General features: G+C 68.0%; 29 protein-coding genes. 18 read left to right on the top strand and 11 right to left on the bottom strand.

Translation table 11 applies throughout. The features are described 5' to 3' along the window. The first annotated feature begins 93 nt into the window (after positions 1–93). The 3 genes from NGR01S_RS23875 (at position 94) to NGR01S_RS23865 (ending at position 2993) form a co-directional block, all read left to right on the top strand. Positions 94–1461 (top strand): LCP family protein, encoded by a 1368-nt coding sequence (locus tag NGR01S_RS23875; RefSeq protein ID WP_084481666.1) that lies wholly within the window; start codon positions 94–96, stop codon positions 1459–1461. A gap of 333 nt (positions 1462–1794) precedes the next feature. Continuing rightward, positions 1795–2349, top strand: coding sequence for a ferritin (locus NGR01S_RS23870; protein WP_063040523.1), 555 nt, complete (start codon positions 1795–1797; stop codon positions 2347–2349). A gap of 92 nt (positions 2350–2441) precedes the next feature. After that, positions 2442–2993 carry a ferritin gene (locus NGR01S_RS23865; RefSeq protein WP_063040521.1) on the top strand — a complete coding sequence of 184 codons (552 nt, stop codon included), beginning with the start codon at positions 2442–2444 and terminating at the stop codon, positions 2991–2993. Positions 2994–3260: 267 nt separating this feature from the next. Here the strand turns inward: NGR01S_RS23865 and NGR01S_RS23855 are convergent, their stop codons facing one another. The 4 genes from NGR01S_RS23855 to NGR01S_RS23840 form a co-directional block, all read right to left on the bottom strand. Continuing rightward, positions 3261–4181, bottom strand: coding sequence for a DUF5926 family protein (locus NGR01S_RS23855; RefSeq protein WP_063040517.1), 921 nt, complete (start codon positions 4179–4181; stop codon positions 3261–3263). A 51-nt stretch (positions 4182–4232) separates the two neighbouring features. Beyond that, positions 4233–5018, bottom strand: a complete 786-nt coding sequence (locus tag NGR01S_RS23850) for a glycerophosphodiester phosphodiesterase (RefSeq protein ID WP_063040516.1) — start codon at positions 5016–5018, stop codon at positions 4233–4235. Beyond that, positions 5015–6001 (bottom strand): DUF4328 domain-containing protein, encoded by a 987-nt coding sequence (locus tag NGR01S_RS23845; RefSeq protein WP_084481649.1) that lies wholly within the window; start codon positions 5999–6001, stop codon positions 5015–5017. Before NGR01S_RS23845 ends, NGR01S_RS23850 begins: the two co-directional genes overlap by 4 nt. A gap of 81 nt (positions 6002–6082) precedes the next feature. After that, positions 6083–6448 (bottom strand): rhodanese-like domain-containing protein, encoded by a 366-nt coding sequence (locus NGR01S_RS23840; RefSeq protein ID WP_084481648.1) that lies wholly within the window; start codon positions 6446–6448, stop codon positions 6083–6085. A gap of 492 nt (positions 6449–6940) precedes the next feature. Between NGR01S_RS23840 and NGR01S_RS23835 the strand changes: the two genes are divergently transcribed. The 3 genes from NGR01S_RS23835 (at position 6941) to NGR01S_RS23825 (ending at position 9206) form a co-directional block, all read left to right on the top strand. Further along, the gene (locus NGR01S_RS23835) at positions 6941–7579 is read left to right on the top strand and encodes a hypothetical protein (protein ID WP_063040512.1); all 639 of its coding nucleotides are present in this window, start codon (positions 6941–6943) and stop codon (positions 7577–7579) included. A gap of 302 nt (positions 7580–7881) precedes the next feature. Continuing rightward, positions 7882–8505 (top strand): superoxide dismutase, encoded by a 624-nt coding sequence (locus NGR01S_RS23830; protein ID WP_063040510.1) that lies wholly within the window; start codon positions 7882–7884, stop codon positions 8503–8505. 173 nt (positions 8506–8678) lie between these two features. Beyond that, a complete protein-coding gene (locus tag NGR01S_RS23825; RefSeq protein ID WP_063040508.1) occupies positions 8679–9206 on the top strand; it encodes a hypothetical protein in 528 nt (175 codons plus the stop codon). Positions 9207–9284: 78 nt separating this feature from the next. Here the strand turns inward: NGR01S_RS23825 and NGR01S_RS23820 are convergent, their stop codons facing one another. Next, entirely contained in the window at positions 9285–9680 is a 396-nt protein-coding gene (locus NGR01S_RS23820; RefSeq protein ID WP_063040506.1) for a hypothetical protein, read from the bottom strand. A 522-nt stretch (positions 9681–10202) separates the two neighbouring features. Between NGR01S_RS23820 and NGR01S_RS23815 the strand changes: the two genes are divergently transcribed. Together NGR01S_RS23815 and NGR01S_RS23810 are read left to right on the top strand one after the other, a co-directional pair. Next, on the top strand, positions 10203–10931 hold the full coding sequence (locus NGR01S_RS23815) for a TMEM165/GDT1 family protein (RefSeq protein ID WP_063040504.1): 729 nt from the start codon (positions 10203–10205) through the stop codon (positions 10929–10931). A 123-nt stretch (positions 10932–11054) separates the two neighbouring features. Continuing rightward, positions 11055–11822: an SDR family NAD(P)-dependent oxidoreductase gene (locus NGR01S_RS23810; RefSeq protein WP_063040502.1), complete on the top strand. Its 768-nt coding sequence runs from the start codon at positions 11055–11057 to the stop codon at positions 11820–11822. Positions 11823–11908: 86 nt separating this feature from the next. Here the strand turns inward: NGR01S_RS23810 and NGR01S_RS23805 are convergent, their stop codons facing one another. The 5 genes from NGR01S_RS23805 to NGR01S_RS23790 form a co-directional block, all read right to left on the bottom strand. Beyond that, positions 11909–12445 (bottom strand): hypothetical protein, encoded by a 537-nt coding sequence (locus NGR01S_RS23805; protein WP_063040500.1) that lies wholly within the window; start codon positions 12443–12445, stop codon positions 11909–11911. Between the two features lie 184 nt (positions 12446–12629). After that, positions 12630–12905: a hypothetical protein gene (locus NGR01S_RS32680; protein WP_245664736.1), complete on the bottom strand. Its 276-nt coding sequence runs from the start codon at positions 12903–12905 to the stop codon at positions 12630–12632. A 57-nt stretch (positions 12906–12962) separates the two neighbouring features. Further along, positions 12963–13448 (bottom strand): class I SAM-dependent methyltransferase, encoded by a 486-nt coding sequence (locus tag NGR01S_RS32675; protein ID WP_245664735.1) that lies wholly within the window; start codon positions 13446–13448, stop codon positions 12963–12965. Positions 13449–13591: 143 nt separating this feature from the next. After that, entirely contained in the window at positions 13592–15550 is a 1959-nt protein-coding gene (gene htpG / locus NGR01S_RS23795; protein ID WP_063040679.1) for a molecular chaperone HtpG, read from the bottom strand. Positions 15551–15565: 15 nt separating this feature from the next. Beyond that, the gene (locus NGR01S_RS23790) at positions 15566–17167 is read right to left on the bottom strand and encodes a TM0106 family RecB-like putative nuclease (protein WP_245664750.1); all 1602 of its coding nucleotides are present in this window, start codon (positions 17165–17167) and stop codon (positions 15566–15568) included. A 352-nt stretch (positions 17168–17519) separates the two neighbouring features. Here NGR01S_RS23790 and NGR01S_RS23785 point away from each other — a divergent pair, with 352 nt between their 5' ends. From NGR01S_RS23785 to rraA, 8 genes are all read left to right on the top strand, one after another. Beyond that, complete coding sequence (locus NGR01S_RS23785) at positions 17520–18164, top strand: DUF6474 family protein (protein ID WP_063040498.1); 645 nt, start codon at positions 17520–17522, stop codon at positions 18162–18164. Positions 18165–18308: 144 nt separating this feature from the next. Then, complete coding sequence (locus tag NGR01S_RS23780; protein ID WP_157107408.1) at positions 18309–18935, top strand: hypothetical protein; 627 nt, start codon at positions 18309–18311, stop codon at positions 18933–18935. Then, entirely contained in the window at positions 18896–19543 is a 648-nt protein-coding gene (locus NGR01S_RS23775; RefSeq protein WP_063040494.1) for a YcnI family copper-binding membrane protein, read from the top strand. The genes NGR01S_RS23780 and NGR01S_RS23775 overlap by 40 nt, the downstream gene beginning before the upstream one ends. Further along, on the top strand, positions 19540–20094 hold the full coding sequence (locus NGR01S_RS23770; protein ID WP_063040492.1) for a copper resistance CopC family protein: 555 nt from the start codon (positions 19540–19542) through the stop codon (positions 20092–20094). Before NGR01S_RS23775 ends, NGR01S_RS23770 begins: the two co-directional genes overlap by 4 nt. Beyond that, positions 20091–21017 carry a CopD family protein gene (locus NGR01S_RS23765; RefSeq protein WP_063040490.1) on the top strand — a complete coding sequence of 309 codons (927 nt, stop codon included), beginning with the start codon at positions 20091–20093 and terminating at the stop codon, positions 21015–21017. Before NGR01S_RS23770 ends, NGR01S_RS23765 begins: the two co-directional genes overlap by 4 nt. Before the next feature lie 9 nt (positions 21018–21026). Further along, positions 21027–21410, top strand: coding sequence for a DUF5313 family protein (locus NGR01S_RS23760; RefSeq protein ID WP_063040488.1), 384 nt, complete (start codon positions 21027–21029; stop codon positions 21408–21410). A 54-nt stretch (positions 21411–21464) separates the two neighbouring features. Further along, a complete protein-coding gene (locus tag NGR01S_RS23755; RefSeq protein WP_169811957.1) occupies positions 21465–21911 on the top strand; it encodes a DUF5313 family protein in 447 nt (148 codons plus the stop codon). Next, positions 21908–22396 (top strand): ribonuclease E activity regulator RraA, encoded by a 489-nt coding sequence (rraA, locus tag NGR01S_RS23750; RefSeq protein WP_063040487.1) that lies wholly within the window; start codon positions 21908–21910, stop codon positions 22394–22396. Before NGR01S_RS23755 ends, rraA begins: the two co-directional genes overlap by 4 nt. A gap of 39 nt (positions 22397–22435) precedes the next feature. On the opposite strand, the gene NGR01S_RS23745 is transcribed toward rraA, so the two are convergent. Beyond that, positions 22436–22657, bottom strand: a complete 222-nt coding sequence (locus tag NGR01S_RS23745; RefSeq protein WP_063040485.1) for an RNA-binding S4 domain-containing protein — start codon at positions 22655–22657, stop codon at positions 22436–22438. Between the two features lie 257 nt (positions 22658–22914). On the opposite strand from NGR01S_RS23745, the gene lysX reads away from it, so the two are divergent. Beyond that, entirely contained in the window at positions 22915–26250 is a 3336-nt protein-coding gene (gene lysX, locus NGR01S_RS23740; RefSeq protein WP_063040483.1) for a bifunctional lysylphosphatidylglycerol synthetase/lysine--tRNA ligase LysX, read from the top strand. Between the two features lie 117 nt (positions 26251–26367). Further along, on the top strand, positions 26368–26736 hold the full coding sequence (locus tag NGR01S_RS23735; RefSeq protein WP_157107407.1) for a hypothetical protein: 369 nt from the start codon (positions 26368–26370) through the stop codon (positions 26734–26736). The last annotated feature ends 16 nt before the right edge of the window (positions 26737–26752 follow it).

Genomic DNA, 26752 nt, shown 5'->3' with positions numbered 1-26752 from the left:
TCTATACCGGCGCAGCGCGCTCACCTGCGGGTCGAACCGACGCCACCGCCGCTGACAGAACAGGCCCCGATCGATAAGTACAGTTTGATGATGATGAACGGCGACGACCCACGTATGCGCCGGGTGCCGCCGCACAGCGGGGGACCCGGACGAGCCGGCGCGCGCCGGCCACCACCGCCGCCGGGTGGGCGTCCGCCGGTCGAACCGCCGCAGGTCATGCGCCGTAATCCCGGGCCGGCGCAGCCCGGCCGCCCCACCGAACGCTACGAACCACCACGGGCCTGGTCACAGACGCCGCAGGGTCGTAACGCTCCCCCGGCCCGGCCCCCCGCACCGGGCCGCGGCGGCAAACCGCAGCCACCCACTCACGCGCCGCCGCAACGCCCGGTGCCGTACCGCGAAGGTGGCCACGCCCCCACCCAACGGCCGGTCCCGTACCGTGACGGTCGCCGCCGCCCGCCCCCGACCGGAAATCCACCGGGCCGCCGCCCGGCGGCGCCGCCGTCCCGGCGTCCGCGCCGTAAACGCCATATCGGCCGCTGGTTCCTGGCGATCCTGCTGGCGCTACTGGCCCTGTTCGTCTACGCGGTCGTGAAACTCGACGGTTCGCTCACCCGTATCGACGCGCTCAGCGATTACGAGGACCGGCTCGGTAACACCGCCGGCACCAACTGGCTGCTGGTCGGCTCGGACAGCCGGGCCGGACTCTCCGAGGAGCAGACCAGCGGTCTGGCCACCGGCGGCGAGGTCGGCGATCCGCGCACCGACACGATCATCCTGGTGCACGTCCCCCCGTCGGGCCGCACCACACTGGTGAGCCTGCCCCGCGACTCCTACGTCGATATTCCGGGGTACGGCCAGGACAAATTGAACGCCTCGTTCGCATTCGGCGGCGCGCCGCTGCTGACGCAAACGGTGGAGATCGCGACCGGACTGCACATCGACCACTACGCGGAGATCGGTTTCGCCGGTTTCGCCGGCGTCGTGGACGCGCTGGGCGGTATCGATATCTGTGTACCGCAGCCCATCAACGACCCCCTGGCCGGTATCGACCTCCCGGCCGGCTGTCAGGAACTGAACGGGCCGGAGGCTCTCGGTTTCGTCCGCAGCCGCGCCACCGCCCTGGCCGATATCGACCGGATGAACAACCAGCGCCTGTTCCTGTCGGCTCTGCTGGAGAAGGCGACCAGCCCCGCCACCCTGGTCAACCCCTTCGCTCTGTGGCCGATGGCCAGCGATACCGCCGGTTCCCTGACCGTGGACAAGAACGACCACATCTGGGATCTGGCCCGCCTTGCCTGGGCGCTGCGCGGCGACACCCTCGCCACCACGGTCCCGGTCGGCGGCTTCGCCGACACCGACAGCGGAAATGTGCTCCTCTGGGCCGATCCCGACGCAAGCCGCTTCTTCCAAGCCCTCGCGGACGGCGACCCGATCCCCGCGGACCTGACAGGCGAATAGGCACCTGCGCACCGAGAATCGTCTCGACGGCGCGAACGGTCGTTCGCCCTCGCCCGTATCCACCCGGGTGCGCGGCCGCCCGCACGAGTGGGGCAGGGCCGTCCTCGCCGCCCGTCTCACCGGTGTCGCGGGCGGGGCTCCGCCGTTCGTTGTGTTCAGACTCGGAGACGAAAACGTAAGGCAGGGCGAATTCCGGCGATGCTCTGTGGTGCGTACCGGTCCACATACCGACTACGACGTCCCACACCGACGGGACCCCATGTGTCGATTTTCGCGAGACACCTCAAAGGGTTGAGGCGCAGGCGGCGCCAAAAATGCCGTAACGTCGATCATATGCACGACAGCGATCTGGCTCAGCCGTTCATCGCCCAGTTGCGCGCGCAGGTCCGGCACGGACTCACCGCTTCCCAGCAGTATCTGTCGGCCGCGGTGTACTTCGAGATCCAACGGTTACCGCAATTGGCCGGTCATAGTTATGTGCGTTCGGGACAGCACCGGGAACATGCGCTGCGAATTGTGCAGTATCTGATCGATCGAGATCTGGAGATCACCATCGGGGGCTTGGGGGAGGTACGGCAGACTTTCGAATCGCCGCGCGCGGCAATAGCTTTCCTGCTGGCCAGGGAGGAGACAGCGACAGATCAGGTGACCGAGCTGGCGCATTTGGCGCGGGAATGGTCCGACTATCCGGGGGAGCAATTCATGAGTTGGTTGCTCGAATGCCGGCAACAGGAGGTGGCCGGTATGTCTACACTATTGGCTGTGACGGATCGCGCGGCCGGAAACCTCCTGAACGTGGAGGAGTTCGTGGCCCGGGAGTTGCGTTCGACAGTTCCCGTGGCGAATCAATCCGTGCCGAAAATTGCTGGAGCGGGCCACAATCGATAAGGCAACACTACCCTTGTTTCCATAAGGCAACACTATCCTCAATAAGGTTGCACTTGGATGACAGTCCTACTTTTCGGCGTTAATGTCGAGGTATGTCGAATCATCCGGAGAGTCCCCGCAGCAAATTCCACGCCCTACTACACGACCAAATTCGGCAGGAGTTCAATGCCGAGCACCAGTACATCGCCATCGCGGTGTGGTACGACAATGCCGATCTTCCGCAGCTCGCCAAGCATTTCTACGCGCAGGCCGTGGAGGAACGCAATCACGCGATGATGATCGTCCAGTACTTCTTGGATCGGGACATCAGCGTCGATCTCACGGGCATCGATGCGGCGAAATCGCATTTCGAGAATGCCCGGGAGCCGATCGCCATGGCGCTCGATCAGGAGAAGACCGTCACGGATCAGATCGTCCAGCTGGCCAGTTCGGCCCGCGAGGAGGGCGACTACCTGGGCGAGCAGTTCATGCAGTGGTTCCTCAAGGAGCAGGTGGAGGAAGTGGCGAAGATGACCACCCTGCTCACCGTCGCCGACCGGGCGGGTTCGAACCTGTTCGATCTGGAGGAGTTCATCGCGCGTGAGATGAGCGGTGACCCGTCGAAGGTTTCGGGTGCGCCGTCGGCCGCCGGTGGCAGCGTCTGATCGGTAACGGTCCGTGTGTGCCCGCCGATGAGCTCCGTGAGTCGGAACCGGGGCGGGCTGATGCGGGCCCGGGTGATGATTGGAGCATCGGCCGTCCCGGCCCACTGCGCCGAGGTCGGGCGGCCGATGCTCCGTTACGTCAGCCGGCGCCGGGTCGTTGTGTCGGCTGACGTTGCGTCGCCGGGGGGTTCCAGAAACGGCGACCTCTGAAACTTAGCCGAGATCGCCGCCGGAAAGAAGAGTTTTTCTAAAAATACTCCGGTTTATTCAGCGGAGGGTGACCTGCCGCGACCGCAGCCCATCCCGCGAGCGCCGTTGCTCCGAGGTCAGGGGGGTGTCCACCGCCAGTGCGTCGGCCAGCCGGGCCCCGAACTCCACTGCCGGGGAACGCCATTCGCTCACATGCCGATCCGGGTCGAGATCGAACACCGGCACCAGTAGGCCATGGGTGCGGAAGGAGCCCGCGAACCGCGAACCTTCCCCGAGATGTAATCCGCCGGCGGCGTGCAAACGCGCGAGCGCCAGCATCAGGTCGTCTTCGGATTCCGGTCGGACCCAGCGCAGGTGGGCTTTGTCCCCGGCGTCGACCCACCAGGGGGCCCCGATCGCTTCCGCTCCGAGATCCAGCCGATCCGAAGGCATGATGGCCTGTTTCGCCTGTTCGATGGTCGCGGCGATCTGCGGATCGGGCTGCACACCCTCAGGCACCCACCAGTCGAAGTCCTGGTGCACAGTCAGTTCGAGCGCGGCGTCGGCCACCAGCACATCGGCCAGCGTGGGGCCGCCGGGCGCGGCGTGTGCGACGGCCAGCGAATCGCCCGGGTCCGCCGACTGGGTCCACAGGATGGAGGCGGCGATATCGGCGCCCGGATCCGAACTCGGCGTCTGCACCTGCACGCCGACGTAACCGGTCGGCGAATCCCCGGCCCGCACCAGCGCGGAGACCGCGCCCGGGAGCACAGTGGCCAGCACCACGGCACGTTCGGCGGCGACACCGTCGGCCAGCTTCAGCTCGGCAGTCGCCGACGGCACGAACTCCCGCAGCGCGACCAGATCGCATTCGGCGGCCAGGCCCTCGAACGGCCGGACCACGGCCTGTTCGTTCTCCTGCAACGCCGCCCGGCGTTCGGCCAGACGCTGGGCCCGGTTGCCGCCGGGTTTCGGACTATTGCGTTTGCTCTTACCCACGGCTGGTCAAACTACACGGCACCACACCGGATCAGCCGCAGGCCACACCCTTCAACTGTTGGCCAGCACGGCTTTCGCGCGGCCGGGATGATTGGTCGCCACCCAGCTCACGCCGAGGTCAGCGCACAACTGCATATCGTCGGGTTCATCGACCGTCCAGCAGTAGGTGGCCCGGCCCGCCGCGGCCGCCTTGTCGACCAGATCCGGGTGTTCGCGCAGAGTTTTCACCGACGGGCCCACCGCGGTCGCCCCGACGGTCGTCGCCGCACTGCCACCCAGATAGCGCGACGATTCCCCCAGCAACACGGTGGGCAGCAGCGGCGCCGCGCGGCGGATCCGCCAGACCGCGGTGGCGGCGAACGACATCACCACCGCACGGGAATGGGCCGCCGAGGCCGGGGTGGCGATCCCGAAGCGCTGCAGTTCCGCCAGCACCTTGTTCTCCACCAGGGAGCCGTACCGAACCGGGTGTTTGGTCTCGATGAACAGTTTCGTCGGCCGGCTGCGCCAATCCAGTACCAACTCGATCAGTTCGCCGAGGGTGAGAACCCCGGTCGTGGCGCCGTCACCGAAGTCGAGATCCTTCAGTTCGGCCAGCGTCAGTTCGCTGACCAGGCCGCTGCCGGTGGAGGTACGGTCCACCGTTCGATCGTGCACGCACACCAGATGTCCGTCGCGGGTGAGCCGGACGTCGCATTCCACCCCGTCGGCGCCCTCCTCCAGAGCCAGTTCGTAGGCCGCCAGGGTGTGCTCGGGGCGCGCCGCCGAGGCACCTCGGTGCGCGACCACGAACGGCGCACGGCCGTTCTGGACCGACTGGTCAGTGCCCTCGCTCACTTGGCCACAACCTCCTGTGGTGCTCGATCGGCGCCGTCGGGGGAATCGGCGCTGTCGGCGTCCGCCGCGGTGCTCACCGTAGCGGTCGTCCCCGGGTGCACCGGTTCGATCAACGGTGGGGCCGGGTCGACGGCGACCACCCAGCGCTGAGCGAGCCGGCTGCGACCGCGCAGGTCGCGGCCCTCCAACGTGCGTACGACCCATAACGTCAGCACCGCGACGGCGGCGGCCACCGCGTCGGTGAATGCGGTGAAGAGCACACCGTCGGCCTTCGCCTGTAGCGAGTCCGCGGTCCGCCAGTACAGCGCCGCGACGGTGACCAGCCCGCCGAACACCCACGCCGCCCACCAGATGCGGACAACGATCCGGGCCCGCGGGTCGGTACGGCCGGCCACCACCTCGGTGAGGAACACCCCGGGCCAGACCAGGTTGACCACCGGGATCAGGCAGCCCAGCGCGAGTATGCGTGGCGAGCGGGGGTCGCGGCGACCGGCCGAGGCGAAAGCGGCGCGCCGGACCTCGATCAGCCACCCGAGCGTCGCCACCGCGGCGACGAGGGCCATGATCAGCGCGAACAGCGCCGCCGTGTTGACCAGGGCATCGGAGAACCACAGCAGCGGCGGTTCGATGAGGCGGGTGCGGTTGCGCAACAGGAGCAGGTAGCGCACCGTTTCGGCCACGGCGGATACCGCGAACAGTACGGCCGTGGCGAAGAGGGCGGCGTGCGTCCAGCGGGTCAGCGTGCCGAGCGGACGGTGCCGGTCCGCTTCGCGGTCCGGGGCGGGCCGATCCCGCAGACCCCAGCGCGGGACCTCCGAGTAGTGCGGGGTCTCGGTGTTCGGACCACCGGTGGCCGCACCCCGGGACGGGCGGCCGGCCCGGCCGGGACGGCGTGCGACCCAGCGGTAGTTACGGCGTTCCGGCGGGGCATCGATCGGCCCCGGCGAGAGCAGTACCCCGCGGCAACGCGGGCACCAGTGCATCGGCGGACCCTGCACCGCCCAGCGTGTACCGCAGCGGGCACATGGCTGCACCACCGTACTCACCGCGCACCTCGCTTTTCGTCAGTAGATCTTCGCGGGCTCGTCACCCTCGGTGGCCAGTGGACGACCGGTGTGCTGCCAGGCCACCATCCCGCCTGCCACGTTCACCGCTTCATAACCCACGCTCGCGAGAAACTTCACGGCCTCCAGCGAACGGCCACCCTGGCGGCAGACAACGTACAGATCGGCGTCGGGGTCCAGTTCGCCGTAGCGTGCCGGAACGTCCACAAGCGGAATATGCACGGCGCCGGGTGCGTGGCCCAACTGCCATTCGTCGTCTTCGCGCACATCGAGCAGGATGGCGGCGGCAGCCGCCTCCCCGTGCGGATGGTCCAATTCAGTGGGTACGGCTTCCACCGGTACCGACGGGACTCCGAAGCTCGTCACCCCTTTGATCCTGCCATAACCACCTCGGCGGCTGCCCGGCTCTCATGGGAGCGGATTCTCGGGCCGGGCCCGCACGCCCGGAGCCGGTCGGCCGGGCGTCGCCGACGCCGACACGCCGGACGATGCGACATATTCGCGGACCGTGATCGACCCCCTCGTTACCAACCGGAGCCGACGCCGCGCCGGCAATTTTTTCATGAGTTATGTGCATAAGTCATCACGAAATCCACTGGTATCAGCTATCATTCAGCGCACCAATATCCCAGGTACCTCAAGAAGTACCCACTGACCTGCAGTAACGGCACAACCGTACGGCCGATCCGGTACTCCCCTCCAAAAATCCCGGAGCGGCCGCCCGGCCACTCGATCGGGTCACGCGCCGTTGCGTGACCCGATATCGAGTTGGACGCGGAGGACCCCGGATCGGTTCCACCGGAACCGGAAATCGACGAAATCCCCTGTTCCCGGCCATAACATCGGTAACCTGGCGCCATGACATCCACCAGGGGGTTACTCGACGAATTGGACGCGGCCGGCCTCGACAAGGCGCTGTCGGAGGCCGGATGTCTGGGATTGGAAATCGATTCCGAGGCCGGACGACTGGAGCTCGATCTGGAGATACTGAGCCTACCGGAGCAAATTTCCGGCATATCGGAAGAACATCCGGAATCCGGAACCGGTTGCCGGCGGGTTCGGCTGGTGTTCCAGGGAGTCACCAGGATTGCCGCATCGTTGCGGATACAGCGGTGGGACGATCTGGAGCCGCGGGTCCTGCCGCTGGAGCTGCCGGGACTACCCGCTGCCGTCGCGAGTTTCGGCGGTAGCCGCCTGCACGGCTGGGAGTTCGTCGATCTGGACGACAGCGGCTGGACCCTGTGGAGTGAGCTGCTCAGTTTCGACACCACCATCGACACCCGGATCGCCCGGCACGTGCTGGAGTTCTCCCAGGAGGAGGGCGTCGATCCCCGGGCCCTCGATATCCGGGTGTGGTTCGATACCGTCACCGCACAGACCACCGGGGGCCGGAAAGTTCCACTGCCGGAGCTGGTCGCCGGGTCCGAACGCTGGTGGGATGCCCATGCCAAAGGCGATCCCCGGGCCACCCATCCCGGTATCGCGCCCCCGCTGTAGCGCTCGCGCGCGGACACTCCCGAGCTGTGTATCGACCGGATCCGGATGGGCGGCGACGGAGTCGGCTGGTGACGGGCGCGACGCCGCACCCCGCGGCTCGGCGCAGGGGTGCGGCGTCGACTTCGTACCGCTCCGAAGCAGGTTTCACCGAGCCGCGTGGGAGGCGCCGGTCGATCTCGAATGGTCGGTTCCGACCCGATGTGGAATGGTGGGGCGTCGGGGCGAGTTGGACCGATCGGGTGTACGAATGGTCGGGAGCATCCCGTACAGGACGCACTCGACCCGACAAGGAAGGGACATTCGTGGCTGAGTACACGCTGCCAGATCTGGATTACGACTACGGCGCCCTGGAGCCGCATATCTCCGGGCAGATCAACGAGATTCACCACTCCAAGCACCACGCGACCTATGTCGCCGGAGTGAACACCGCGCTGGAGAAGCTCGAAGCCGCGCGTGAAGCCGATGATCACGGCGCCATCTTCTTGCACGAGAAGAACCTCGCCTTCCACCTCGGTGGCCATGTCAACCACTCCATCTGGTGGAAGAATCTCTCCCCCAACGGTGGCGACAAGCCGACCGGTGAACTGGCCGCCGCCATCGACGATCAGTTCGGCTCCTTCGACAAGTTCCGGGCGCAGTTCACCGCTGCCGCCAACGGACTGCAGGGTTCGGGCTGGGCGGTGCTCGGTTACGATACCCTGGGCCGGAAGCTGCTGACCTTCCAGCTCTACGACCAGCAGGCCAATGTGCCGCTCGGCATCATCCCGCTGCTGCAGGTCGATATGTGGGAGCACGCCTTCTACCTGCAGTACAAGAACGTCAAGGCCGACTATGTGAAGGCCTTCTGGAACGTGGTCAACTGGGCCGACGTCCAGGAGCGTTTCGCCAAGGCCACCAGCCAGGCGCAGGGCCTCATCTTCGGCTGAGCGACCGAATTCACGCAGGACCCGCGGGCCGTCGAGCCCGCGGGTCTTTTGCCTCTTCTGCCCGAATTGGCACTCTCTAATACTTGTGTGCCAGATGCCTTATGCGCGATCCTCTTCTTCCACGACAGTTCGAGGACGGGCAAAGCCGCCCCCGGTTACGCACGGGAGGCCTCATGCGCAGCAACGGACCGATCGGCGTCACGCCGTTCCACGCCGGCGGCACGCTACGCGGATTCGTCATCTCCGGACGCTGGCCCGCCACCACCAAAGAGTGGTCGCAGCTGCTGGTGCTCGCCGTACGGGTGGCATCCATGCCCGGCCTGCTGACCACCTCCACCGTTTTCGGGGTCCGCGAGGAACTACCCGACGAGCCGGAGCCGGATACCGTCGGCCTGGTGATCGCCGAGGGGCCGGTTCTCGGCGAGGACGGGGTGCGGCCCGGCCGGTTCGCCGAGCACATTCCGCCCGCCCTGTTCATGTTGCACCCGCCGGCGGAGACCAATCCGTCCCTGCCCGAGTGCACCGGCGCTGCCTCCGGGTGCGTACTGCTGCCGGGCCTGCCTCACCTGGGCCTCGAACACCGCGCGGCCTGGGCCGAGGCGGAAGCGGACGGTACCGTGACCTCGCTGGTGAGCCGGGTCGGGCTGAACCCGATCAGCGACCCCGATACCGCCGTGCTGGCCATGCTGCTGAGCGCCTGAGCAGAGTACCGGGCCCGGCAGGCGCCGGGCTCGCGTCGATGCCGCCACCGCCCGCTCCCGGGCGAGACGATCCGCTCGTTACTGCAGTTTCGCCAAGATCTCCGCAAGGCTGTCCATGACGGCTTGCTGGCCGCTGCGTAGCTCGCGGACCTCGCCGCGCAGCTCCTGGACATTCCCACGCAACTCCTGGACATTCCCACGCAACTCCTGGACACCACCACGCAACTCCTGGACACCACCACGCAACTCCTGGACATCGCCACGCAGCTTCGTCTGCCCGGCCTCGAGCCGGGCCTGGCCGGTCCGAAGATCTTGGACATCCGCGTGCAGACTGCCGAGTTCGCCCAGGACCGCATTGTGATTGCTGTCGATCCGAGCTCGCAGGGCCCGGACCGATTCCGGCTCCCGATCCCGCTCGTTGATGATCTGCACGACCTGGGCCTCCAGGACAGCAAGGCGGTTCTCGATCGACATCTGGAGTGGTCCTCTCGTTGGTCGGTAGTCTACTGATCGATCGGCCCCGTCAGGCTTCCGTCCGGGCTCACGACACCGTTTCTTTCGGCGATCCGGCCGTTCGTCGGCCGGTGGCACTTCATGACTCATAAGGACGCTTCCCCCTTGCGATAGTCGCGGCCTCCCACGCCGGGCTCAGGGCTCGCGATCTATTTGCTGTAGCGATGCCATAAATCTGTTCCGGACGACCGGACAACAGTTATCAGGCCCCCCTAACTATGCCGCTACCTTAACCAAACTTATTGTCAGAAGCCATTTTTCGCCGTTGCGTAATTGCGACACCGGCATGGGTGCGGTATGGTTGCCAGCAGCGAAGGGGAGTAGCCCCCAATCACGCGGTCGACATACTGACCCGCCGCACATCGGTGGGTCCGGTCGTGTGAACCGGTCCTTCCGGTGGGCGAGACCTTCGGCCGTACAGCAATTTCGTTGTCGGCCGGAGGCGAGTCCGTTTCCGGCCGGCGGATCGGGAGCATTCGTCAGATGATCGCCACCGTCGGACTCGCCATCGGCATCGTTTTCCTGGCCGAATTGGGTGACAAGTCCCAGCTCATGGCCCTGACGTTCGCCCTGCGCTACCGCTGGTGGGTGGTGCTTGGCGGAATTGCCACCGCCACCGCGGCGGTGCACGTCATTTCGGTCGCCATCGGGCATTTCCTGGGCGCGGCCCTGCCCACCACCGCCATCGCGGCGGTGGCATCGATCACATTCCTCGCCGTAGGTCTGTGGACACTGCGCGAGCTGATCGGCGGTGCGGACGACGACGCGGAACCGGCCCCGTCACGGTTCGCCACCACGGCGCCCTTCCTGGTCGTGCTCTCGGCCTTCCTGCTGGCCGAACTCGGTGACCGCACCATGTTCGCCACCGCGGCGCTGGCCACCGACAACAACTGGGCGGCGGTCTGGCTGGGTTCGACGATCGGCATGGTCGCCGCCGATGCCCTGGCCATCGCCGCGGGCATCCTGGTGGGCAAGCACCTGCCCGAACGCGCCATCGGCTTCGGGTCGGGGTTGCTCTTCCTGTTCATCGGGGCGCTCACCGGCATAAACACCACATTCCCGGAACTCGCGCTCGCCGGCGCGGCCGGTATCGCTCTGCTCGTACCGGCTGTGGCAGCCCTGGCGCTCTGGCTGCTACGGACGCGCCGTGTGGCCGCGGACCGGCTCTCCGCCGAGGCCGCCGCCACCGAGATCTCGCCGCGCCGGGCCTAGGTTCTTTACTGAGTACGATTTGGCCGATCAGCGCAAGGGGACCGTCCACGAACTCTCCGCACGCACCGGTTAGGGTGCAATTGACGTTAGGCCAACTGGCTTGTCACGAACGAGAGGACCATCGTGGAGATTTCGGGTTCCGCCGCCATCGTTACCGGGGGCGCGTCCGGTCTGGGCGCCGCCACTGCCAAGCGTTTCGCCGATCTGGGCGCCACCGTCTTCGGGCTCGATGTCCCGCAGTCGATCGAGCGCGCCGGCGACAATGTCCCCGACGGGGTCACCCTGCTCGCCGCCGATGTCACCAGCCACGACGAGGTCGCCGCCGCTGTCGCCCAGGTGGTCGAATCGGGTACGCCGCTGCGTATCGTGGTCAACTGCGCCGGGGTCGGCTGGGCCGGGCGCATCCTGTCCAAGAACGGTCCGCACGATCTGGAGCTGTTCCGCACGGTCATCACCGTCAACCTGCTCGGCACCTTCAACGTGATGCGCCTGGCCGCCGACGCGATCGCCAAGACCGACGCCGTGGACGAGGCCGGACAGCGCGGTGTCGTCATCAACACCGCGTCGGTGGCGGCGTTCGAGGGACAGATCGGCCAGATCGCGTACTCGGCGTCCAAGGGCGGCGTGCACGGTATGACCGTGCCGGCCGCGCGTGACCTCGCGCAGTTCGGTATCCGGGTCAACACCATCGCCCCCGGCATCATCGACACCCCGATGCTGGCCGGTGTGACCGAGGAATACCGGCAGGGCCTCGAGGCCGGTGTGCCCTTCCCGTCCCGCCTGGGCCGGCCGGACGAGTACGCGCAGCTCTCGCAGTACATCGTCGAACACGACTACCTCAACGGCGAGACCATCCGCATGGACGGCGCGCTGCGCATGGCGCCGCGGTAGTCTTCGGGCCGTACTACGACGCCCGCTGTCCCGGAAGTCCGGGGCGGCGGGCGTGCGTGTGCCGGGCGCGGCGTACCGAATGCGGGTCAGCCGGCGCTGCCGGTCGGCGGTCGCTGCCGGTCGGCCAGACGCGCCCGCCACGCATCACAGACCGCACGGTCTGCCGACTCCCGGTCGTTGCCGTCGACACGGCAGCCCGCGCGCGTGTAGCCCTCACGATCGAAACCGCGGCGATCGTAACCCCACCGGTCGTAGCCGTGGCGGTCGTAGCCGCCACGATCGCGCCCGAAACTGTCGAGCCCGTCCTCGTCGTAGCCGCCACGATCGCGCCCGAAAAAGTCGAGCCCGTCCTCGTCGTAGCCGTCGCGGTCGTAGCCGAAATGGTCGAGCCCGTCCTTGTCGTAGCCGCTGCGGTCGCGACCGAACCGGTCGTAGCCGTCCTTGTCGTAGCCGAATGTGTCGTCGCCGGAGACGGGAGCGAAATGCGTCGTGATCGGGCCGGCACCCGGTCCCGCCGACGCCGGTACGGCCACCAGGGCGGGTGCGGCGATCAGTGCGCCGAGCACTGCGATCCGAAGCGAGGTATGGCGCAATCCGCGGCGGGCCGCACGAGTGGTCGACATGATCGATCTCCTATCCGGAATACGATTCGCGTATCCCGAATGATGCATCGCCCACACCCCTTGACGTGTTACCTCAGGCCAGCGCCTCACGAAACCGGTTGTGCCCGAACGGTTTCGGATAACGCACCCGATATGGCGCGCCGCCCGACCGACCCGCGCCATACGCCCCAGCGGCGCATAACCGCTACCGGTAGCCGACTCCGAGATATGCGGTGGTGGTCAGCGGGCTACCCGGCCGGTAATGCTCGGTCAGATAGGAGTGCATAGCCGCGATACGCTCGGCCATCGCCCGGTCGCCGATACTGCGCCGCATCAACTCCAGTCGCGCGTTACCGCGGGTGAGCCGGGCGAGCAGTGCGTCGGCATCGGCGAAGACCGTCTCCACGGTATGTGGCACCACGGATACTCGTTCGAACCCCGCCGCGCACATCTCACGCTCGAATACCTCGGAGTTCTCCAAGCTTTCGAGGTTCGGTGCCGGTGGGCGGATATCCGGATCGGCGGAGCCCAGTGCACGCTACGACATCTGCATCCAGGTCGACCGGTCGGCCGGCGCCCAGCTCGACACCACCGCGACCCCACCGGGCCGCAGCACCCGGAACAGTTCGGCGAACCCGCGCGCACGATCGGGGAAGAACATCAGCCCGAACATGGAGAACGCCGCGTCGAATTCGGCATCGGCGAACGGCAATTCCTGTCCGTCACCGACCCGCGCCACCACATTGTCCGCACCGGCCGCTGTCACCGCGCGCTCGAGCTGCTCGATCATCGGCGCGGAGAAATCGACCGCGTCCACCCGCTCGGCGTGCTCCGCGGCCAGTAGGCTCAGCGTGCCCGGTCCGGCGGCGACATCGACCACGCGGGCGGGCCGCGTATGCCCGGCGAGGCCGGCCAGCCGCACGGCCGCGGCGGCGAACGGGCGCATCACCGAAATGGTGGACACCGCATAGTCCTCGGCTATCCGATCCCACGGATCCACGGCGGCGAGTGGGTTTTCGGGCACGGTCGTATCCGATCTGGTCGATACCTCAGCGCGTACCGGGAGACCGCGGCGCGGCCACGGTCTCCCCTACGGCCGGGCGCCCGCCGTCCGCGCTCGCCTACTGCCGTAGCCGATTCACGGACGAAAGGAACCCGGCTGTGCCCTCAGAGCGTACGCGTCAGCCGGTCGGCGAGGATCTGCGCGAATTTGGCCGGATCCTTCAATTCCCCACCTTCGGCCAGCACTGCCGTGCCGTACAGGAGTTCGGCGGTCTCGGTGAGCTCGGGAACCTTACCCGCGTCGGCGTCGTCCTTGCGGGTGTCGTAGGCGTCGCGCAGACCGGTCACCAGCGGGTGGGTGGGGTTGAGTTCGAGGATTCGCTTGAACTGCGGCAGCTCCTGGCCCGAAGCCCGGTACATCCGTTCCAGCATCGGGGTCATATCGAACACATCACCCACCAGGCAGACCGGTGAACTGGTCAGGCGCGAGCTGAGGCGGACCTCCTTGACGCTGTCCTCGAGGGTTTTACCCAGCCAGGTCAGCACCTCGGCGAAATCCTTGTCCTGCTGTTCGCGCAGGGCCTCGGATTCCTTCTTCTCCTCCTCGGTCTCCAGATCGACCTCACCCTTGGCGATCGACTGGAAGGGCTTACCGTCGAAATCGGTGACCGACCCGACCCACATCTCGTCCACCGGATCGGTGAGGATCAGCACCTCACGGTCCTTGGCGCGGAACGCCTCCAGATGCGGCGACTTCTCCACCTGCTCACGGGATTCGCCGGTCATGTAGTAGATGGCGTCCTGCCCCTCGGGCATCCGTGCCACGTACTGCGCCAGCGTGGTCGCCTCGGTGTCGGAATGGGTGGAGGCGAAGGACGACACCTCCAGGATGGTCTCCCGGTTGTCGAAATCGGAGAGCAGGCCCTCCTTGAGCACCCGGCCGAATTCCTGCCAGAAGGTCCGGTATTTCGCCTGGTCCTCGGCGCCCTGCAGATCCTTGACGCTGCTCAGCACCTTCTTGACCAGACGTTTGCGGATCATCTGGATCTGCCGGTCCTGCTGCAGGATCTCCCGGGACACATTGAGCGAGAGATCCTGCGCGTCGACCACGCCCTTGACGAAGCGCAGGTACTCCGGCATCAGCTCTTCGCAATTGTCCATGATGAACACGCGCTTCACATAGAGCTGGACACCGCGTTTGTGTTCGCGGGTGAACAGATCGAACGGCGCCTGCGAGGGCAGGAACAGCAGCGCCTGGTATTCGAACGTACCCTCGGCCTTGAGCGGGATGATCTCCAGCGGCTCGTCCCAGGCGTGGCTGACGTGCCGGTAGAACTCCTGGTATTCCTCCTCGGAGACCTCGCTGCGCGGGCGGGTCCAGAGGGCCTTCATCGAGTTGAGCGTCTGCTCCTCGACGACGGTCTTCTCCTCCTTCTCCTCACCTTCGCCCTCGGTGACCGTGCGCTCGACCTGCGTCCGGATCGGCCAGGCGATGAAATCGGAGTATTTCTTGACGATCTCGCGGAGCTTGTGTTCCTGGGTGTAGTCGAAGAGGTGGTCTTCGGGGTCCGCCGGCTTCAGGTGCAGCGTGACGGCGGTCCCCTGGGGGGCCTCGTCGAGGGTTTCGATGGTGTAGGTGCCGGATCCGGCGGTCGATTCCCAGCGGGTGCCGGTGGTCTCCCCCGCGCGGCGGCTGGTGAGCACCACCTTGTCGGCGACCATGAAGGTCGAGTAGAAGCCGATACCGAATTGGCCGATCAGCTCACCGGCCGCGGCCTCGGATTTCGCCTCGTTCAGTTTCCGGCGCACCTCGGCGGTTCCGGATTTCGCGAGGGTGCCGATCAGGTCCACCACCTCGGCACGGGACATGCCGATTCCGTTGTCCCGGACGGTGAGGATCCGCTGATCCTTGTCGACCTCCAGCTCGATGTGTAGGTCGTCGGTGTCTACGTGCAGATCCTTGTCCCGGTAGGACTCCAGTCGCAGCTTGTCCAGCGCGTCGGAAGCGTTCGAGATCAGCTCCCGCAGGAACGTGTCTTTGTTGGAGTAGACCGAGTGGATCATCAGCTCGAGCAGCTGATGGGTCTCGGCCTGGAACTCGAGTTGTTCGACGTGCTCTGTCACGCTGGCCAATGGTAATCAAGCCTGCGCGGAACTCGTCGACAGGTCCGGTGGTGTTCCGGGCGGCGCGGCGAAGTCGCTCAGCGCGGGCACCTCACATTCGGCGCTGTGCTCCCGCGGTACCCGGGGGTTCATCCACTCGCGCAGGACCGCGGTGGCCCGGACATCGTCCTCGTTGTACTCCAGCAGCCGGGTGCGCTGGGTGAGGTCGGGCTCGGCGTCGTAACCGACGGCACGCCGATACCAGCTCATCGACGCCTCCCCACCCGCCTCGGGATCGCGCCAGGCGAAACCGGCCACGGGGGCGATCTTCTTGAGCCCCTTACCGCTCGGGCAGATGAACTGATCGGTGACCGCCTGGAACATATCGACCCATTGGATCGAATCGACGAACTCGGTGACCTGCGCTTCGGTCGGCACGCCGGGACGCCCGGCGAATCGCCGCGCCGACTCGTAGAGCCATTTGTCCTCGGCACTGCGTGAATAGCAGTAGGCGGCGAAGGTCTTCCCGGCGGTCAGGGCCTGCGCCCGTATCTCCATCAGCCAGGTCCAGAACTCGCCGAAAGAGCGGCCCTCGTCCTCGGTGGGGAGCGGATCCCAGGTGACGAACGCCCGGTACCGCCCGTCGAGCAGGGTCCCCCACAGGTAGGCGCCCTCCTCCTGATAGCTCTCCAGATCGACATCCACCTCGACATCGGCCCGGCGCACCCAGACCCGGTCGAACCGGCGCACCAGCGGCGCCTGCACCAGCCATGCCCGGGCGGTGACCACGGTTTCCTCGAACGGCCCGTGCTGCCAGTCCTCGGGTTCGGGCCCGGACCAGGCGGCCAGTTCGTCGATGGTCCGCACCCCGTGCCCACGCAATACCTCCGCGCGCGAACCCGGCGCCACCACACTCACATCACGATGATCGTTCAACCACGCCTGGCAGCCGCCTTCGGCGCCCCGGCTCCACCAGATGCACTGCCGGCATTCGGGGACCTTCGACGGCACGGTTTCCAGCTGCCCGCGCACCACCGCGATCCGATCGGCGAACCGACCGTCGTAGTCCGGGAGGACCGCGGTCAGGTCGTGGACGAGGATCCGGTCGAAATGGAAACCGATGACCCCGCCGACCCGGGCGGCCGGCGCCAGCCCGTGCCGCTCCAGCATTCGGTACACATGGGCCAGCCGCTGCTGGTCGCGCGGTTGCTGGCGGAGTTTGCGGGCGCGGTCGGGAACGGGGTTCCAGGAGAACAGATCCGAGGTCAGCGGGTGGAACTCGGCCGGGTCCGGTCGGCGCGGGTCGGTCACCTTGTGATTGACCACGATGACCGGGATATAGCCGCCGTTGCGCTCGTCGCGCAGCAGGATCTCGGCGCCGCCGCGACGCCCGGTATCGGGCTCCTGCGGCAGCAGCCCACCCCAGATCCGGGGCGTGGCCGCCGCGCAGGCGCGCAGCGTGGCCTCGGCACGCGCGCTCGCCGGTAGCGCCGGGTCGATGATCACCCAGCCACCGGGGTCGGCCTCGACCAGGGTGTCGCGGACCCGTTCGCGATGGGCCTGCGCCGCCGCTCGCCGCTGCTGTACCCCGGTGTCCTCGCGTACCTCGGCGAGCTGTTCCGGATGCGCGGCATCCATCCCGAGCCGATGCCGGCAGCCGATCAGACCCCGGGCATCGAGGAACGCCGGCCGGCCCGCGCCGGCGGTAACCGGCCCGGCGGACCCGGCGGGCTCCCGCCGCTCGTGATCGGCGTGGGGGGGTTCTTCGCTGTCGACACTGCCCGGTTGCACGCAAGCAGTATGGTCCCTGTCCCCGACAGACCACCCAATCGAGCATCCGGGAGCAGCGCCGCCGCACCGCCGCGGGCAGCGTCTCTCGCCGCCGCGGGCGGTAACCCGATAGGGTGTCGGCGAACCGTGTGACACGGGTGGACGGTGCGGTTTTCCGTGTCGTATCGCCGTAGCGAACCAGCATTACGGAGGGCCTTCGATGGGGTTGTTCACCAAGCGCAAACGGCGGCCGAGTCGGCGGGCCGAGGCCAAGGCTCTCAAGCACAAGGCCGCCATGGAGGCCAAACTCGGCGCCAAGAACGATCGGAAACGCCAACGGGCGGAAGCCCGTTCCCAGCGCAAGGTCGCCCAGGCGCAGGTCGCCACGCTGCAGGCCGAGGAGAAGGCGGCCCTCAAAGCGGCCGCGCGGGCCGAACGTGACCCGTTCAGCCCGGCCCAGATCAAGAAGTACATCGGGGTGGCACGGGTGCTGGTTCCGGTGGTCGCCCCGCTGGCCTACCGCGGCGCGACCTATCTACGCGGGGAGCTCGACGCCCGCCGCGCCAAACAACTCGGCGTCGGGGTCACCCAGCTCGCCGACTACGCCGGGCACGGCGGCCGGTTGCAGGCCCGGATCGGCAATACCGAGGCCGCGCTGGACAAGATCGCGGACGGACGGTCCGGCAACGAGAAGGACACCCAGCAGTTCGTCGCCGACGCCCGTAGCCGGCTCGACGCGCTCGCCGCCGCCGTCCGCACCGCCGACCAGATGCCCGCCGGACGGCGGCGCGCGGTGTACGCGTCCATCACCACCGAGTTGTCCCGGATCGAGGCGGACGTCCTGGCTCGCCTCGGCGTCGCCTGACCCCGGCCGGCCGCCGAATGGCGTCCCGGTCCGATCTGCGGGCCGAGTGCGCGGGCCCGGGGCCGGTCGGCGACCATGGACACTGCCCTGCCCACTCCCCGACCAGCCGGGCCCGGTCAGGTCGGCCGAATCCGAAAGTCCGCGATGCCCACGTACCCGTCTCCCGCACCGCTGCGGGGCTGCGTGGTGGGCGCGACCACCGGAATCCTGGCCGTAGCCGCCCACGGCATCGCGGGTGGCGAATATCCGACGTCCGCCGGAACGGCGTTACTCCTGCTGACGGCTCTGATGACCGGGGCGGCCGCCGGTTCGGTCATCGGCGTATCGGGGCGGTCGCGGGCCGGACCGGGCCGGAACACGCTGATCGCTCTCGCGGCCGGGCAGTTCGCCGGGCACTGGGCGCTGACCGGCCGCACCGGCCATCACGGCACCTCCGTCGAGACGGCCCCCGCGACTGTGTCGGGGGTGGGGATGGCCGCCTTCCACCTGTTCGCCGTCGCGCTCTGCGCACTGGCCATCACCGCGGCCGAGCGGCTCTACCGGTGCGCATCCTCGGTCCTGCGCGCGCTGCTCGAACCACCATGCCCCACCCCGGGCCCGCCGCGGGTCCGTATCACCGCGACCACCACGGTCACGGCCCATCGCTCTCCGAAAGGAGCGCCGGGTCCACGCGCACCGCCCGCGCGAACCGACCCCGCCACCCCTTCCCTCGGAGAGAAAGCTTCCAACACATGTCCCACGGGATCTCCCCTGTCCTGCGCCGCGGTCTGACCGCGACCTTCGCCGCAGGCTTTGTACTGGCCGCGGCCGGTACCGCCGCCGCGCACGTGAGCGTTTCCGCACCGGACGCCGCACCCGGTCACGGCGCGGTCGCCACCTTCAGCGTCCCGACCGAGTCGGATACCGCCGCCACCACATCGGTGCGGATCACCGTGCCCGGGTTCTCCACCGCGCGCACCGAACCGGTGCCCGGCTGGGCCGCGAAAATCGACCGTAACGACAAAGACCAGGTCACCGCCGTCACCTGGACGGCGAATCCGGGATCCCCCGGTATCCGGCCGGACGAATTCCAGCGCTTCGCGGTATCGCTCGGACCGTTCCCGGACTCGGAGTCGGTCGCCTTCCCGGCGGAACAGACCTACAGCGACGGCACCGTCGTGCGCTGGAACGAGACCGGCGACCACGATTCGGTCGAACACCCCTCGCCTGTCCTGACCCTGACCGGCGCCGAAGCCGGCGATCACGGTGACGAGGCAGCCGCCGCGCCCGCCGACGACAGTGGCGACACCACCGCCCGCTGGCTGGGCGGTCTGGGACTGGCACTGGGCGCACTGGCGCTGGGCGCCGGAGTCGGCGCGGTGGTCCGGAGCCGGCGATGAACCACCGCACGACCCGGTGGGGCCGGCGCTTCGCAGTGGTCGCCACCCTGCTCATGGTGACTCTGGGCGCGCTGGCCGGCCCGGCCGCAGCCCATTCCGCGGTGGTGGGCAGCGACCCCGCGGACGGCGCGACCGTCGAGGTGGGGCCCCAGCGCGCCACCATCACCTTCAACGAACCACTGCAGCCCGACTTCCCGGCCATGACCGTCGTGGGGCCGGACGGCAACCTGTGGTCCAAGGGCGAGCCCGTCGTCGACGGCCGGGATCTCAGCGTCGAGGTCGGTGAGCTCGGTCCGGCAGGCGTTTACCGGATGGCCTTCCGGGTCACGTCGGCCGACGGTCACGTGGTCAACGGAGAGCGCGCCTTCACCCTGAGCAAGCCGGGTAACGGCACCCCGGGCCCGGCCGCGAACGCCGGCGGTGCGAGTGACGGCGCGGGCGGTGGCATTCCGGTCTGGGTGTACATCGTGGGTGTGATCGTCCTGTTCGGTGGCGGTCTCGCCTTCGCGCTGTTCGGCTCGAACCTGGGCAAGGGCAAGAACCAGCGGTGAGAAACGGTGTTCCGAGCGGGACCGACGACCGGTTCGCGCTCGGACTCGTGATACCGGCGGGTCTGCTCGGCGTGCTGCTGGCCTGGGCACTCGGCGGGGTTCCGGCGGCATCGGCCGTACGATTCGGCGCCGATATCGCGGGTGCGACGGTGCTCGGCCTGGCCGTGCTGCCCCGGCTGGCTGACCGGCTCGACCTGCCTTGGCGGATGGTGGCGGTATTGGCCGGTCTGTGGTGCTGCCTGGAGTTCGCCACCCTGGTTTTCGCCGCGGGCGAGGTGGCCGGCTCCGGGGTGACGGCGCTGAGCCCGGCCGATTTCGGCACCTATCTGGCACGGATCAGCGCCGGTCAGATCGGCCTGGCCATCCTGCTGGCCACCGCGGCGATCGCGGTGTACGCCGCGATCGTCTTCCGGCGCCCCGGGCAGGGTTCGCCGGACCTGGTGCTGGTGTTCGCCGCCGTCAGCGTGACGCTCCGGCCGATCACGGGACATATGTCGCAGCAACCGGCCGGGTCGGTACTGGCCGGGGTACACGCCCTGGCGGCCTCGACCTGGCTGGGCCTGCTGCTGGCACTGGCCCTGGTGGTGCGTGGACGCCGCGGGTGGGCCGACGCGCTGCCGAGGTACTCGGCGGTCGCGTTGCCCATGATCGCCGCGGTGGCGCTGACCGGTGTGATCAACGGTCTGGTGCGCGTCGGGGGTATCGCGCCGTTCTTCACCACCGGCTACGGGCGGATCATGCTCGCCAAGACCGTGCTGCTGGCGGTCCTGTTGGCGCTGGGCTGGTGGTGGCGGCGGAGTTGGGTGGTCGCAGCGGCCCGGCATCAGATACCGGCGGCGGGCTCGCTGCGGCGCGCGGTGCTGGAGGTTTCGGTGATGGCGGTGGTGTTCGGGCTGGCGGCGTCCCTGGCCATCACGGGATAGCCTGGCAGCATGGCTGCCGGTGTCCCGACTCCGAATCTCATCCAGCGGATCGGGTACATCTGCGGTCGCACTCTGCCCGCCGAATACGCCGACTGGGTGCTGAACGATCTCACCGGCCCGGGCGCGACCCGCCGCTACCTGGTGCGGATGCTGGTGCCGCTGGGGCTGGTGCTGCTGCTGTTCCTGCTGGTCCCCGGCCCGCTGTGGATCGGCGCGTCGATGATGCTGCTGCTCTTGCTACCGCTGATCTATTTCACCGTGGCGCTGACCTATGTCTTCCGGCGCAATCGGCTGGTCAAGCACGGACTGGACCCGGCGCTTGCCGACGCCGACGTCCGCCGCCGGGCGGAGATCGAACGCGCAGCCTACGAGCAACGGCACGGCCGGGGCTGAGCGAAGCCCGAATTACCCCTGGTGAGCGATTTCACACAAGCATAGCCTGGAGCTATGGACAAGCCGACCTTCAAGCAACGGATCGCCTACGATCTGGGCGGCGAACTGCCCGCGGAGCTGCACCCGTGGGTGGTTCAGGACGTCGTCGGCCATGGCGCCATGGAGCGCTACCTGGTCCGATTCGTCGGCCCGATCGTCCCTTTCTTCGTGCTGATCCTGCTGTTCCCGGGACCCATGACCCTCAAGCTGGGCCTGATCGTCATGATGATCGTTCCGCTGATCATCTTCACGATCGCCCTGACCTATGTCTGGCGGCGGTTCCGATTGGTCCAGCACGGGTTGGACCCGGACCTGGTCGACCACGAGAAATGCAAGGACTGCGATCGTGAGATCTACAACCTGCGTTATCGCCGTCAGCACCGCGAGGCCGCGGACGACGAGGTTCGGGCACGGGGGTTGATGGGCGCCGCCGGGACACACCCGGCACAATCGGGACCGTGACCGAATCAGAGCAGCAGGTGGCCACCGCGGATCTCGCCGACGAGATCGGGCCCGATATCCGCAGTTGTGACACCCAGTTCATCCAGTTCGGCGGCCACCAGGTCTTCTCCGGCCGGATCACCACGATCCGCTGCTTCCAGGACAATCTGCTGGTCAAACAGACTCTCGGGGAGCCCGGTGCCGGGCAGGTCCTGGTCGTCGACGGCGGCGCGAGCATCCACACCGCCCTGGTCGGCGATATCATCGCCGGCCGCGGGGTCGACAACGGCTGGGCCGGGGTGGTGGTGAACGGCGCGGTCCGCGATTCCGCGATTCTGCGCACCCTGGGTATCGGCGTGAAGGCCCTGGGCACCAACCCGCGCAAGAGTACCCAGACCGGTAGCGGCGAGAAGAACGTCCCGGTGGAGTTCGGCGGCGTCACCTTCAATCCCGGCGAGATGCTCTACAGCGACCACGACGGCATCGTGGTCCGCGCCGAGTCCTGATCGTCGCGGACCGGTTCCGGCGAGGGCCGGGGCCGGGTGTTATCCGCCGCTCACCCTGGCGGCGTGACCGGCGATGGCGACCACGTCACCGACCTGCAGCTGCCGTCCGCGGCGCAATTCGACCTCGTCGTTCACGCGTACCAGACCGGCCGCGATAACGGTTTTGGCCTCCGACCCGGATTCGATCAAGTTGGCCAGCTTCAGGAATTGCCCGAGTCGTATGGCGCCGTCGTCGATCGGCACATCGATGGGATCCGACATAGGTTCATGCTTACTCTCCCGGTCACGACGCTTTCCTACCGGCCCCGGACACTCGGCTCGCGGACCGCTCCGGGCGCGTAACAATAAGACATTTCCGGCATTTCACGGCGCCTTCGCGCGCCACGCCCGGGACCCGATTTCCCATATCGGCCAACCGTGCCCCCGCACAGGGAAATACATGCGTTTCCGGCCCGACATACCACAAACACGCCGGACCACAGCCATGATTCAGTGATTCCGGGCGGCAGACTGGACCCGTGATATCCACGCAGGAACAGCGACACCCCGCACCACCCGGCCCATCCGGCACGCCCGGACGGTTCGCGGAGATACCGCGTGTCACCACGCTGGTGTCGGGTGTTCTCACGGCTGCCTGCCTGCTGTGGAGCCTTTCCCCGGCACTGTCGGGGGCGCTCACCGCCGCCCGCCACTACCTGGACCGCTACTACCTGTACGCACCCGATACGAACCTGCTGTGGGCCGGGCTGCTCGGCTTGCTGACGCTCGGACTGGCCGGGCGCAAACGGGTGGCCTGGTGGGTACTGGTGCTCTACCTGGCGAGCCGGGTCCCGGCGAATCTGGTCGATATCGCGCGCGCACACGACCGGCATGCCGCGGTGGCCGCGCTCATCCACGTGGCCACGCTGGCGGTACTGGTCCTGATCCGCGCGGAGTTCGGCGCCCGGATCCGCCGCTGCGCGCTGCGCCCGGCCGCGCTGACCCTGGCCGCCGGCCTGCTGATGGCGGCCGTCACCGGTTGGGCTGTGGTCCAGACCCTTCCCGGGTCGCTGCCGTCCATCGCGCAGCGTGCGCTCTGGGTGGTCACCGAACTCACCGCGCATCTGATACCCGGCGCACCGGAAACCTCCGGCGTACCGCCTTTCCCGGCCCAGTTCCTGGTCGGGCTCTTCGGCGCCCTGGCGGTCGCGGCGAGCGCCCTGGTCCTGCACCGCACCCAACGCACGGAGTACGCGCTCACCGATGCCGACGAGTCGGCGCTGCGCGAACTGCTGGCGGGCACGGACCCCTCCGGCTCGATCGACTACTTCGCGACCCGGCGGGACCGGGCCCTGATCTTCACCCCCAACGGTAGGGCGGCCATCGGATATCGAGTGGAGTACGGGGTCTGCCTGGCCCTGGGCGATCCGATCGGCACACGTGACTCCTGGCCCCAGGCGATCGAGACCTGGCGACGCCACGCTCGCGATTTCGGCTGGCGGGTCGCGGTGATCGGAGCGAGCGAATCCGCTGTACCGGTCTACCAGCGTGCCGGGCTCACCGCGGTGACCGCCGGCGCGGAGGCCGTACTCGACACCCGCAGCTTCTCTCTGGCCGCCCCGGAACTCGCGCCGGTCCGGCAGTCGGTCACCCGGCTCCGCAAAGCGGGTGTGACAGTTCGGATCCGCCGGCATCGCGATATCGGTACCGCCGAACTCGCCCGGCTCACGGTACGCGCCGAGGAGTGGCGGCACAGCGAGACCGAACGAGGGTACCCGCTCCCCCTGGGCCGCCTCGGCGACCGCCGCGACGGCGACTGCCTGCTGGTGGAGGCCGTCGACGCCGACGACCGGGTGCTGGGGATGCTGTCCCTGGTGCCCTGGGGAAAGACCGGCGCCACACTGGAATTACTGCGCCGGGCACCCGGCAGCACCACGGAGACGACCGACCTGCTGATCGCGGAATTCGCGCTGCGCGCCGAACAGCACGGCATCCACCAGATTTCGCTGAGTTTCACCCTGTTCCGGTCGGTGTTCGAGGCGGCGGCACGCGAATACATTCCGGCGACCTACCGGAGACCATCGGCCGCCCTGCACACCGCGGCCGGTTTCGTGCGCGGTGCCCGCGCCCTGCCGCTGGCGTTCTCGCGCTGGTGGCAGTTGGCCCAGTTGCATCGCGCGAGTATGCGGTACCAGCCGCGCTGGGATCCCCGCTATGTCCTGTGCGACTCCGCGCGCGACCTGGCACTGATCGCCGTCGCCGCGGCGCGGGCCGAAGGCCTGCTGCCACGGGCGGACGGACGATCCACGACCTTCACCCATACCGGGCGACACCGTGCCGCGCCGGAATATCCGGCCCCTGCCGGCGCCGGCGCGAATACCGGGCCGGCGGAAATCGAACCGGAGCCGATCACCGCGCACCGCCCCGAACAGGTCCGGGTACGGATCGAGAAGCTGGACCGGCTCGCCGCCGCGAACGTCGATCCCTATCCCCTGCCGTTCCCGCCGACGCATACGATCGCGGCCGCCCGCCGGACACCGCGTGGGACGACGGTCCGCATCTCGGGGCGTCTGCTGCGCCGGCGCGACTACGGCGGCGTGATCTTCGGGGTGGTCCGGGACTGGACCAGCGATATCCAACTGCTGCTCGACCGCGACCGGCTCGGCCGGCAACGCCTCGACGAATTCGGTGAACTCGTCGATCTGGGCGATCTGGTGTCGGTCAGCGGTCAGCTGGGGTACAGCCGGCGCGGGGAACTGTCCCTGCTGGTGGCGGATTGGCGGCTGCTCGGCAAATGCCTGCATCCGCTCCCCGACAAATGGCGTGGCCTCAGCGATCCAGAGGTCCGGCTGCGGCGCGGTTACCTGGATCTGATGATCGACCGGGAAGCGCGCGAACTGCTGGCCCGGCGCAGTGCGGTGCTGCGGACCCTGCGCGATGCCCTGCACGACTGCGGGTTCCTGGAGGTCACCACACCGGTACTGCAGCACAGCCCCGGCGGCGCGGCCGCCCGCAGTCTGCGCACCCATATCGATGCCGACAACACCGATCTGCATCTGCGGGCCGCTCCGGAGCCGGCGCTGAAACGGTTGTGTGTCGGCGGCGTCGAGAAACTGTTCGAACTGGGTGCGGGTTTCCGCAACACTCGCGCCGATGCCCGCCACCTGCCCGAATACACTGTGCTGGAAGCTTACGAAGCGCACAGTGATCATCGGCGCATGATGACACTGTGCCGGCAGCTGGTGCAGCAGGCGGCGCTGGCCGCCAATGATTCGGTGATCGCCATGCGGCCGACCCCGGACGGCTCGCTGCACGCGGTGGACATCTCCGGTGAATGGCGGGTGCGGTCGATATACGAGGCACTGTCGGCGGAGGTCGGTGTCGATATCACGCCCCGCACCGCTCTGCCGGACCTGCGGGAACTGTGCGAGAAGGCCGATATCGTCGCGCAACCCGGCTGGGACGAGGGCCGGACGGTTTACGCCCTCTACGAGCGGCTGGTGGTGGAGGCCACCCGAGAACCGACCTTCTACACCGACTTTCCGAGTTCGGTGTCGCCGTTGGCTCGCCCGGCCCGCCGCGACCCGGCACTGGCCGAACGCTGGGACCTGGTGGCGTGGGGTATCGAACTGGCATCCGGGTGCAGCGAACTCACCGATCCGGTGGAGCAGCGGCGGCGGCTCGCCGCCCAGTCCCGCATCGCCGCCGACGGCGGGCAGGCGGCCATGGAGCTCGACGAGGAGTTCCTGTGCGCGTTGGAACACGCCATGCCACCGACAGGCGGTCTGGGTCTCGGTGTGGACCGAGTGATCATGATGCTGACCGGGCGCGCGCTCCGGGAGACCCAGCCTTTCCCGTTGGTCCGGCCGCGATGATCAGGCACTTCCCCGCACTGATCGGGCCGGAATGTTTCCGGCCCGTCACCCGGGGAAGTACGGTGTAGTGGACTTCGGCCCTGGGAGGAGGGGCCTACCTTCTGAACGGGGTTCGATTTGAGTTACGTGGACCTGCTCACCCACGCCGGCCAGCTGGACTATTCGGCTTGGGCCGACACCGATACGCTGAGGTCCGCGGTCGAGCTGAGCGCCCGCAAGCGGAGCAAGGGCAAGGGCGGCGGCTTCGGTCTGTTCGGCCTGATCTGCTGTGTACTCGTGGTGGCGATCATCGTCGGCGTCATTCTGCTGGCCCGTAAGAAGAAGAACGACAACAACCCCTCGGGCCAGTTCCCCCAGCCCGGCCGGCCCCCGCAGGGATACCCCCAGCAGGGGGGCTATCCGCAGCAGGGTGGTTACCCGGCCGACCCGAACTACCCCAATCCCCCGCAGGGCGGCCAGCCACCGTACCCGCCCACCGGGCAGTAATCCGCTCGCAGCGGGG

The organism is Nocardia grenadensis NBRC 108939, assembly GCF_001613445.1.
Classification (GTDB): domain Bacteria; phylum Actinomycetota; class Actinomycetes; order Mycobacteriales; family Mycobacteriaceae; genus Nocardia; species Nocardia grenadensis.
The sequence above is the reverse complement of the archived record's forward strand: the minus strand, read 5'-3'. Positions and strand labels throughout refer to the sequence as shown.

What these genes read in the sequence shown, in the direction of transcription:
- NGR01S_RS23825 (WP_063040508.1), top strand. Translation starts at nt 8,679, where the DNA reads ATGCGCAGCAACGGACCGATCGGCGTCACGCCGTTCCACGCCGGCGGC.
- NGR01S_RS23760 (WP_063040488.1), top strand. Translation starts at nt 21,027, where the DNA reads ATGGCTGCCGGTGTCCCGACTCCGAATCTCATCCAGCGGATCGGGTAC.
- NGR01S_RS23780 (WP_157107408.1), top strand. Translation starts at nt 18,309, where the DNA reads ATGCCCACGTACCCGTCTCCCGCACCGCTGCGGGGCTGCGTGGTGGGC.
- NGR01S_RS23790 (WP_245664750.1), bottom strand. Translation starts at nt 17,167, where the DNA reads ATGGATGCCGCGCATCCGGAACAGCTCGCCGAGGTACGCGAGGACACC.
- NGR01S_RS23820 (WP_063040506.1), bottom strand. Translation starts at nt 9,680, where the DNA reads ATGTCGATCGAGAACCGCCTTGCTGTCCTGGAGGCCCAGGTCGTGCAG.
- NGR01S_RS23870 (WP_063040523.1), top strand. Translation starts at nt 1,795, where the DNA reads ATGCACGACAGCGATCTGGCTCAGCCGTTCATCGCCCAGTTGCGCGCG.
- NGR01S_RS23770 (WP_063040492.1), top strand. Translation starts at nt 19,540, where the DNA reads ATGAACCACCGCACGACCCGGTGGGGCCGGCGCTTCGCAGTGGTCGCC.
- NGR01S_RS23835 (WP_063040512.1), top strand. Translation starts at nt 6,941, where the DNA reads ATGACATCCACCAGGGGGTTACTCGACGAATTGGACGCGGCCGGCCTC.
- NGR01S_RS23805 (WP_063040500.1), bottom strand. Translation starts at nt 12,445, where the DNA reads ATGTCGACCACTCGTGCGGCCCGCCGCGGATTGCGCCATACCTCGCTT.
- NGR01S_RS23745 (WP_063040485.1), bottom strand. Translation starts at nt 22,657, where the DNA reads ATGTCGGATCCCATCGATGTGCCGATCGACGACGGCGCCATACGACTC.
- NGR01S_RS23845 (WP_084481649.1), bottom strand. Translation starts at nt 6,001, where the DNA reads ATGCACTGGTGCCCGCGTTGCCGCGGGGTACTGCTCTCGCCGGGGCCG.
- NGR01S_RS23785 (WP_063040498.1), top strand. Translation starts at nt 17,520, where the DNA reads ATGGGGTTGTTCACCAAGCGCAAACGGCGGCCGAGTCGGCGGGCCGAG.
- NGR01S_RS23875 (WP_084481666.1), top strand. Translation starts at nt 94, where the DNA reads ATGAACGGCGACGACCCACGTATGCGCCGGGTGCCGCCGCACAGCGGG.
- NGR01S_RS23865 (WP_063040521.1), top strand. Translation starts at nt 2,442, where the DNA reads ATGTCGAATCATCCGGAGAGTCCCCGCAGCAAATTCCACGCCCTACTA.
- NGR01S_RS23815 (WP_063040504.1), top strand. Translation starts at nt 10,203, where the DNA reads ATGATCGCCACCGTCGGACTCGCCATCGGCATCGTTTTCCTGGCCGAA.
- NGR01S_RS23775 (WP_063040494.1), top strand. Translation starts at nt 18,896, where the DNA reads ATGTCCCACGGGATCTCCCCTGTCCTGCGCCGCGGTCTGACCGCGACC.
- NGR01S_RS23755 (WP_169811957.1), top strand. Translation starts at nt 21,465, where the DNA reads ATGGACAAGCCGACCTTCAAGCAACGGATCGCCTACGATCTGGGCGGC.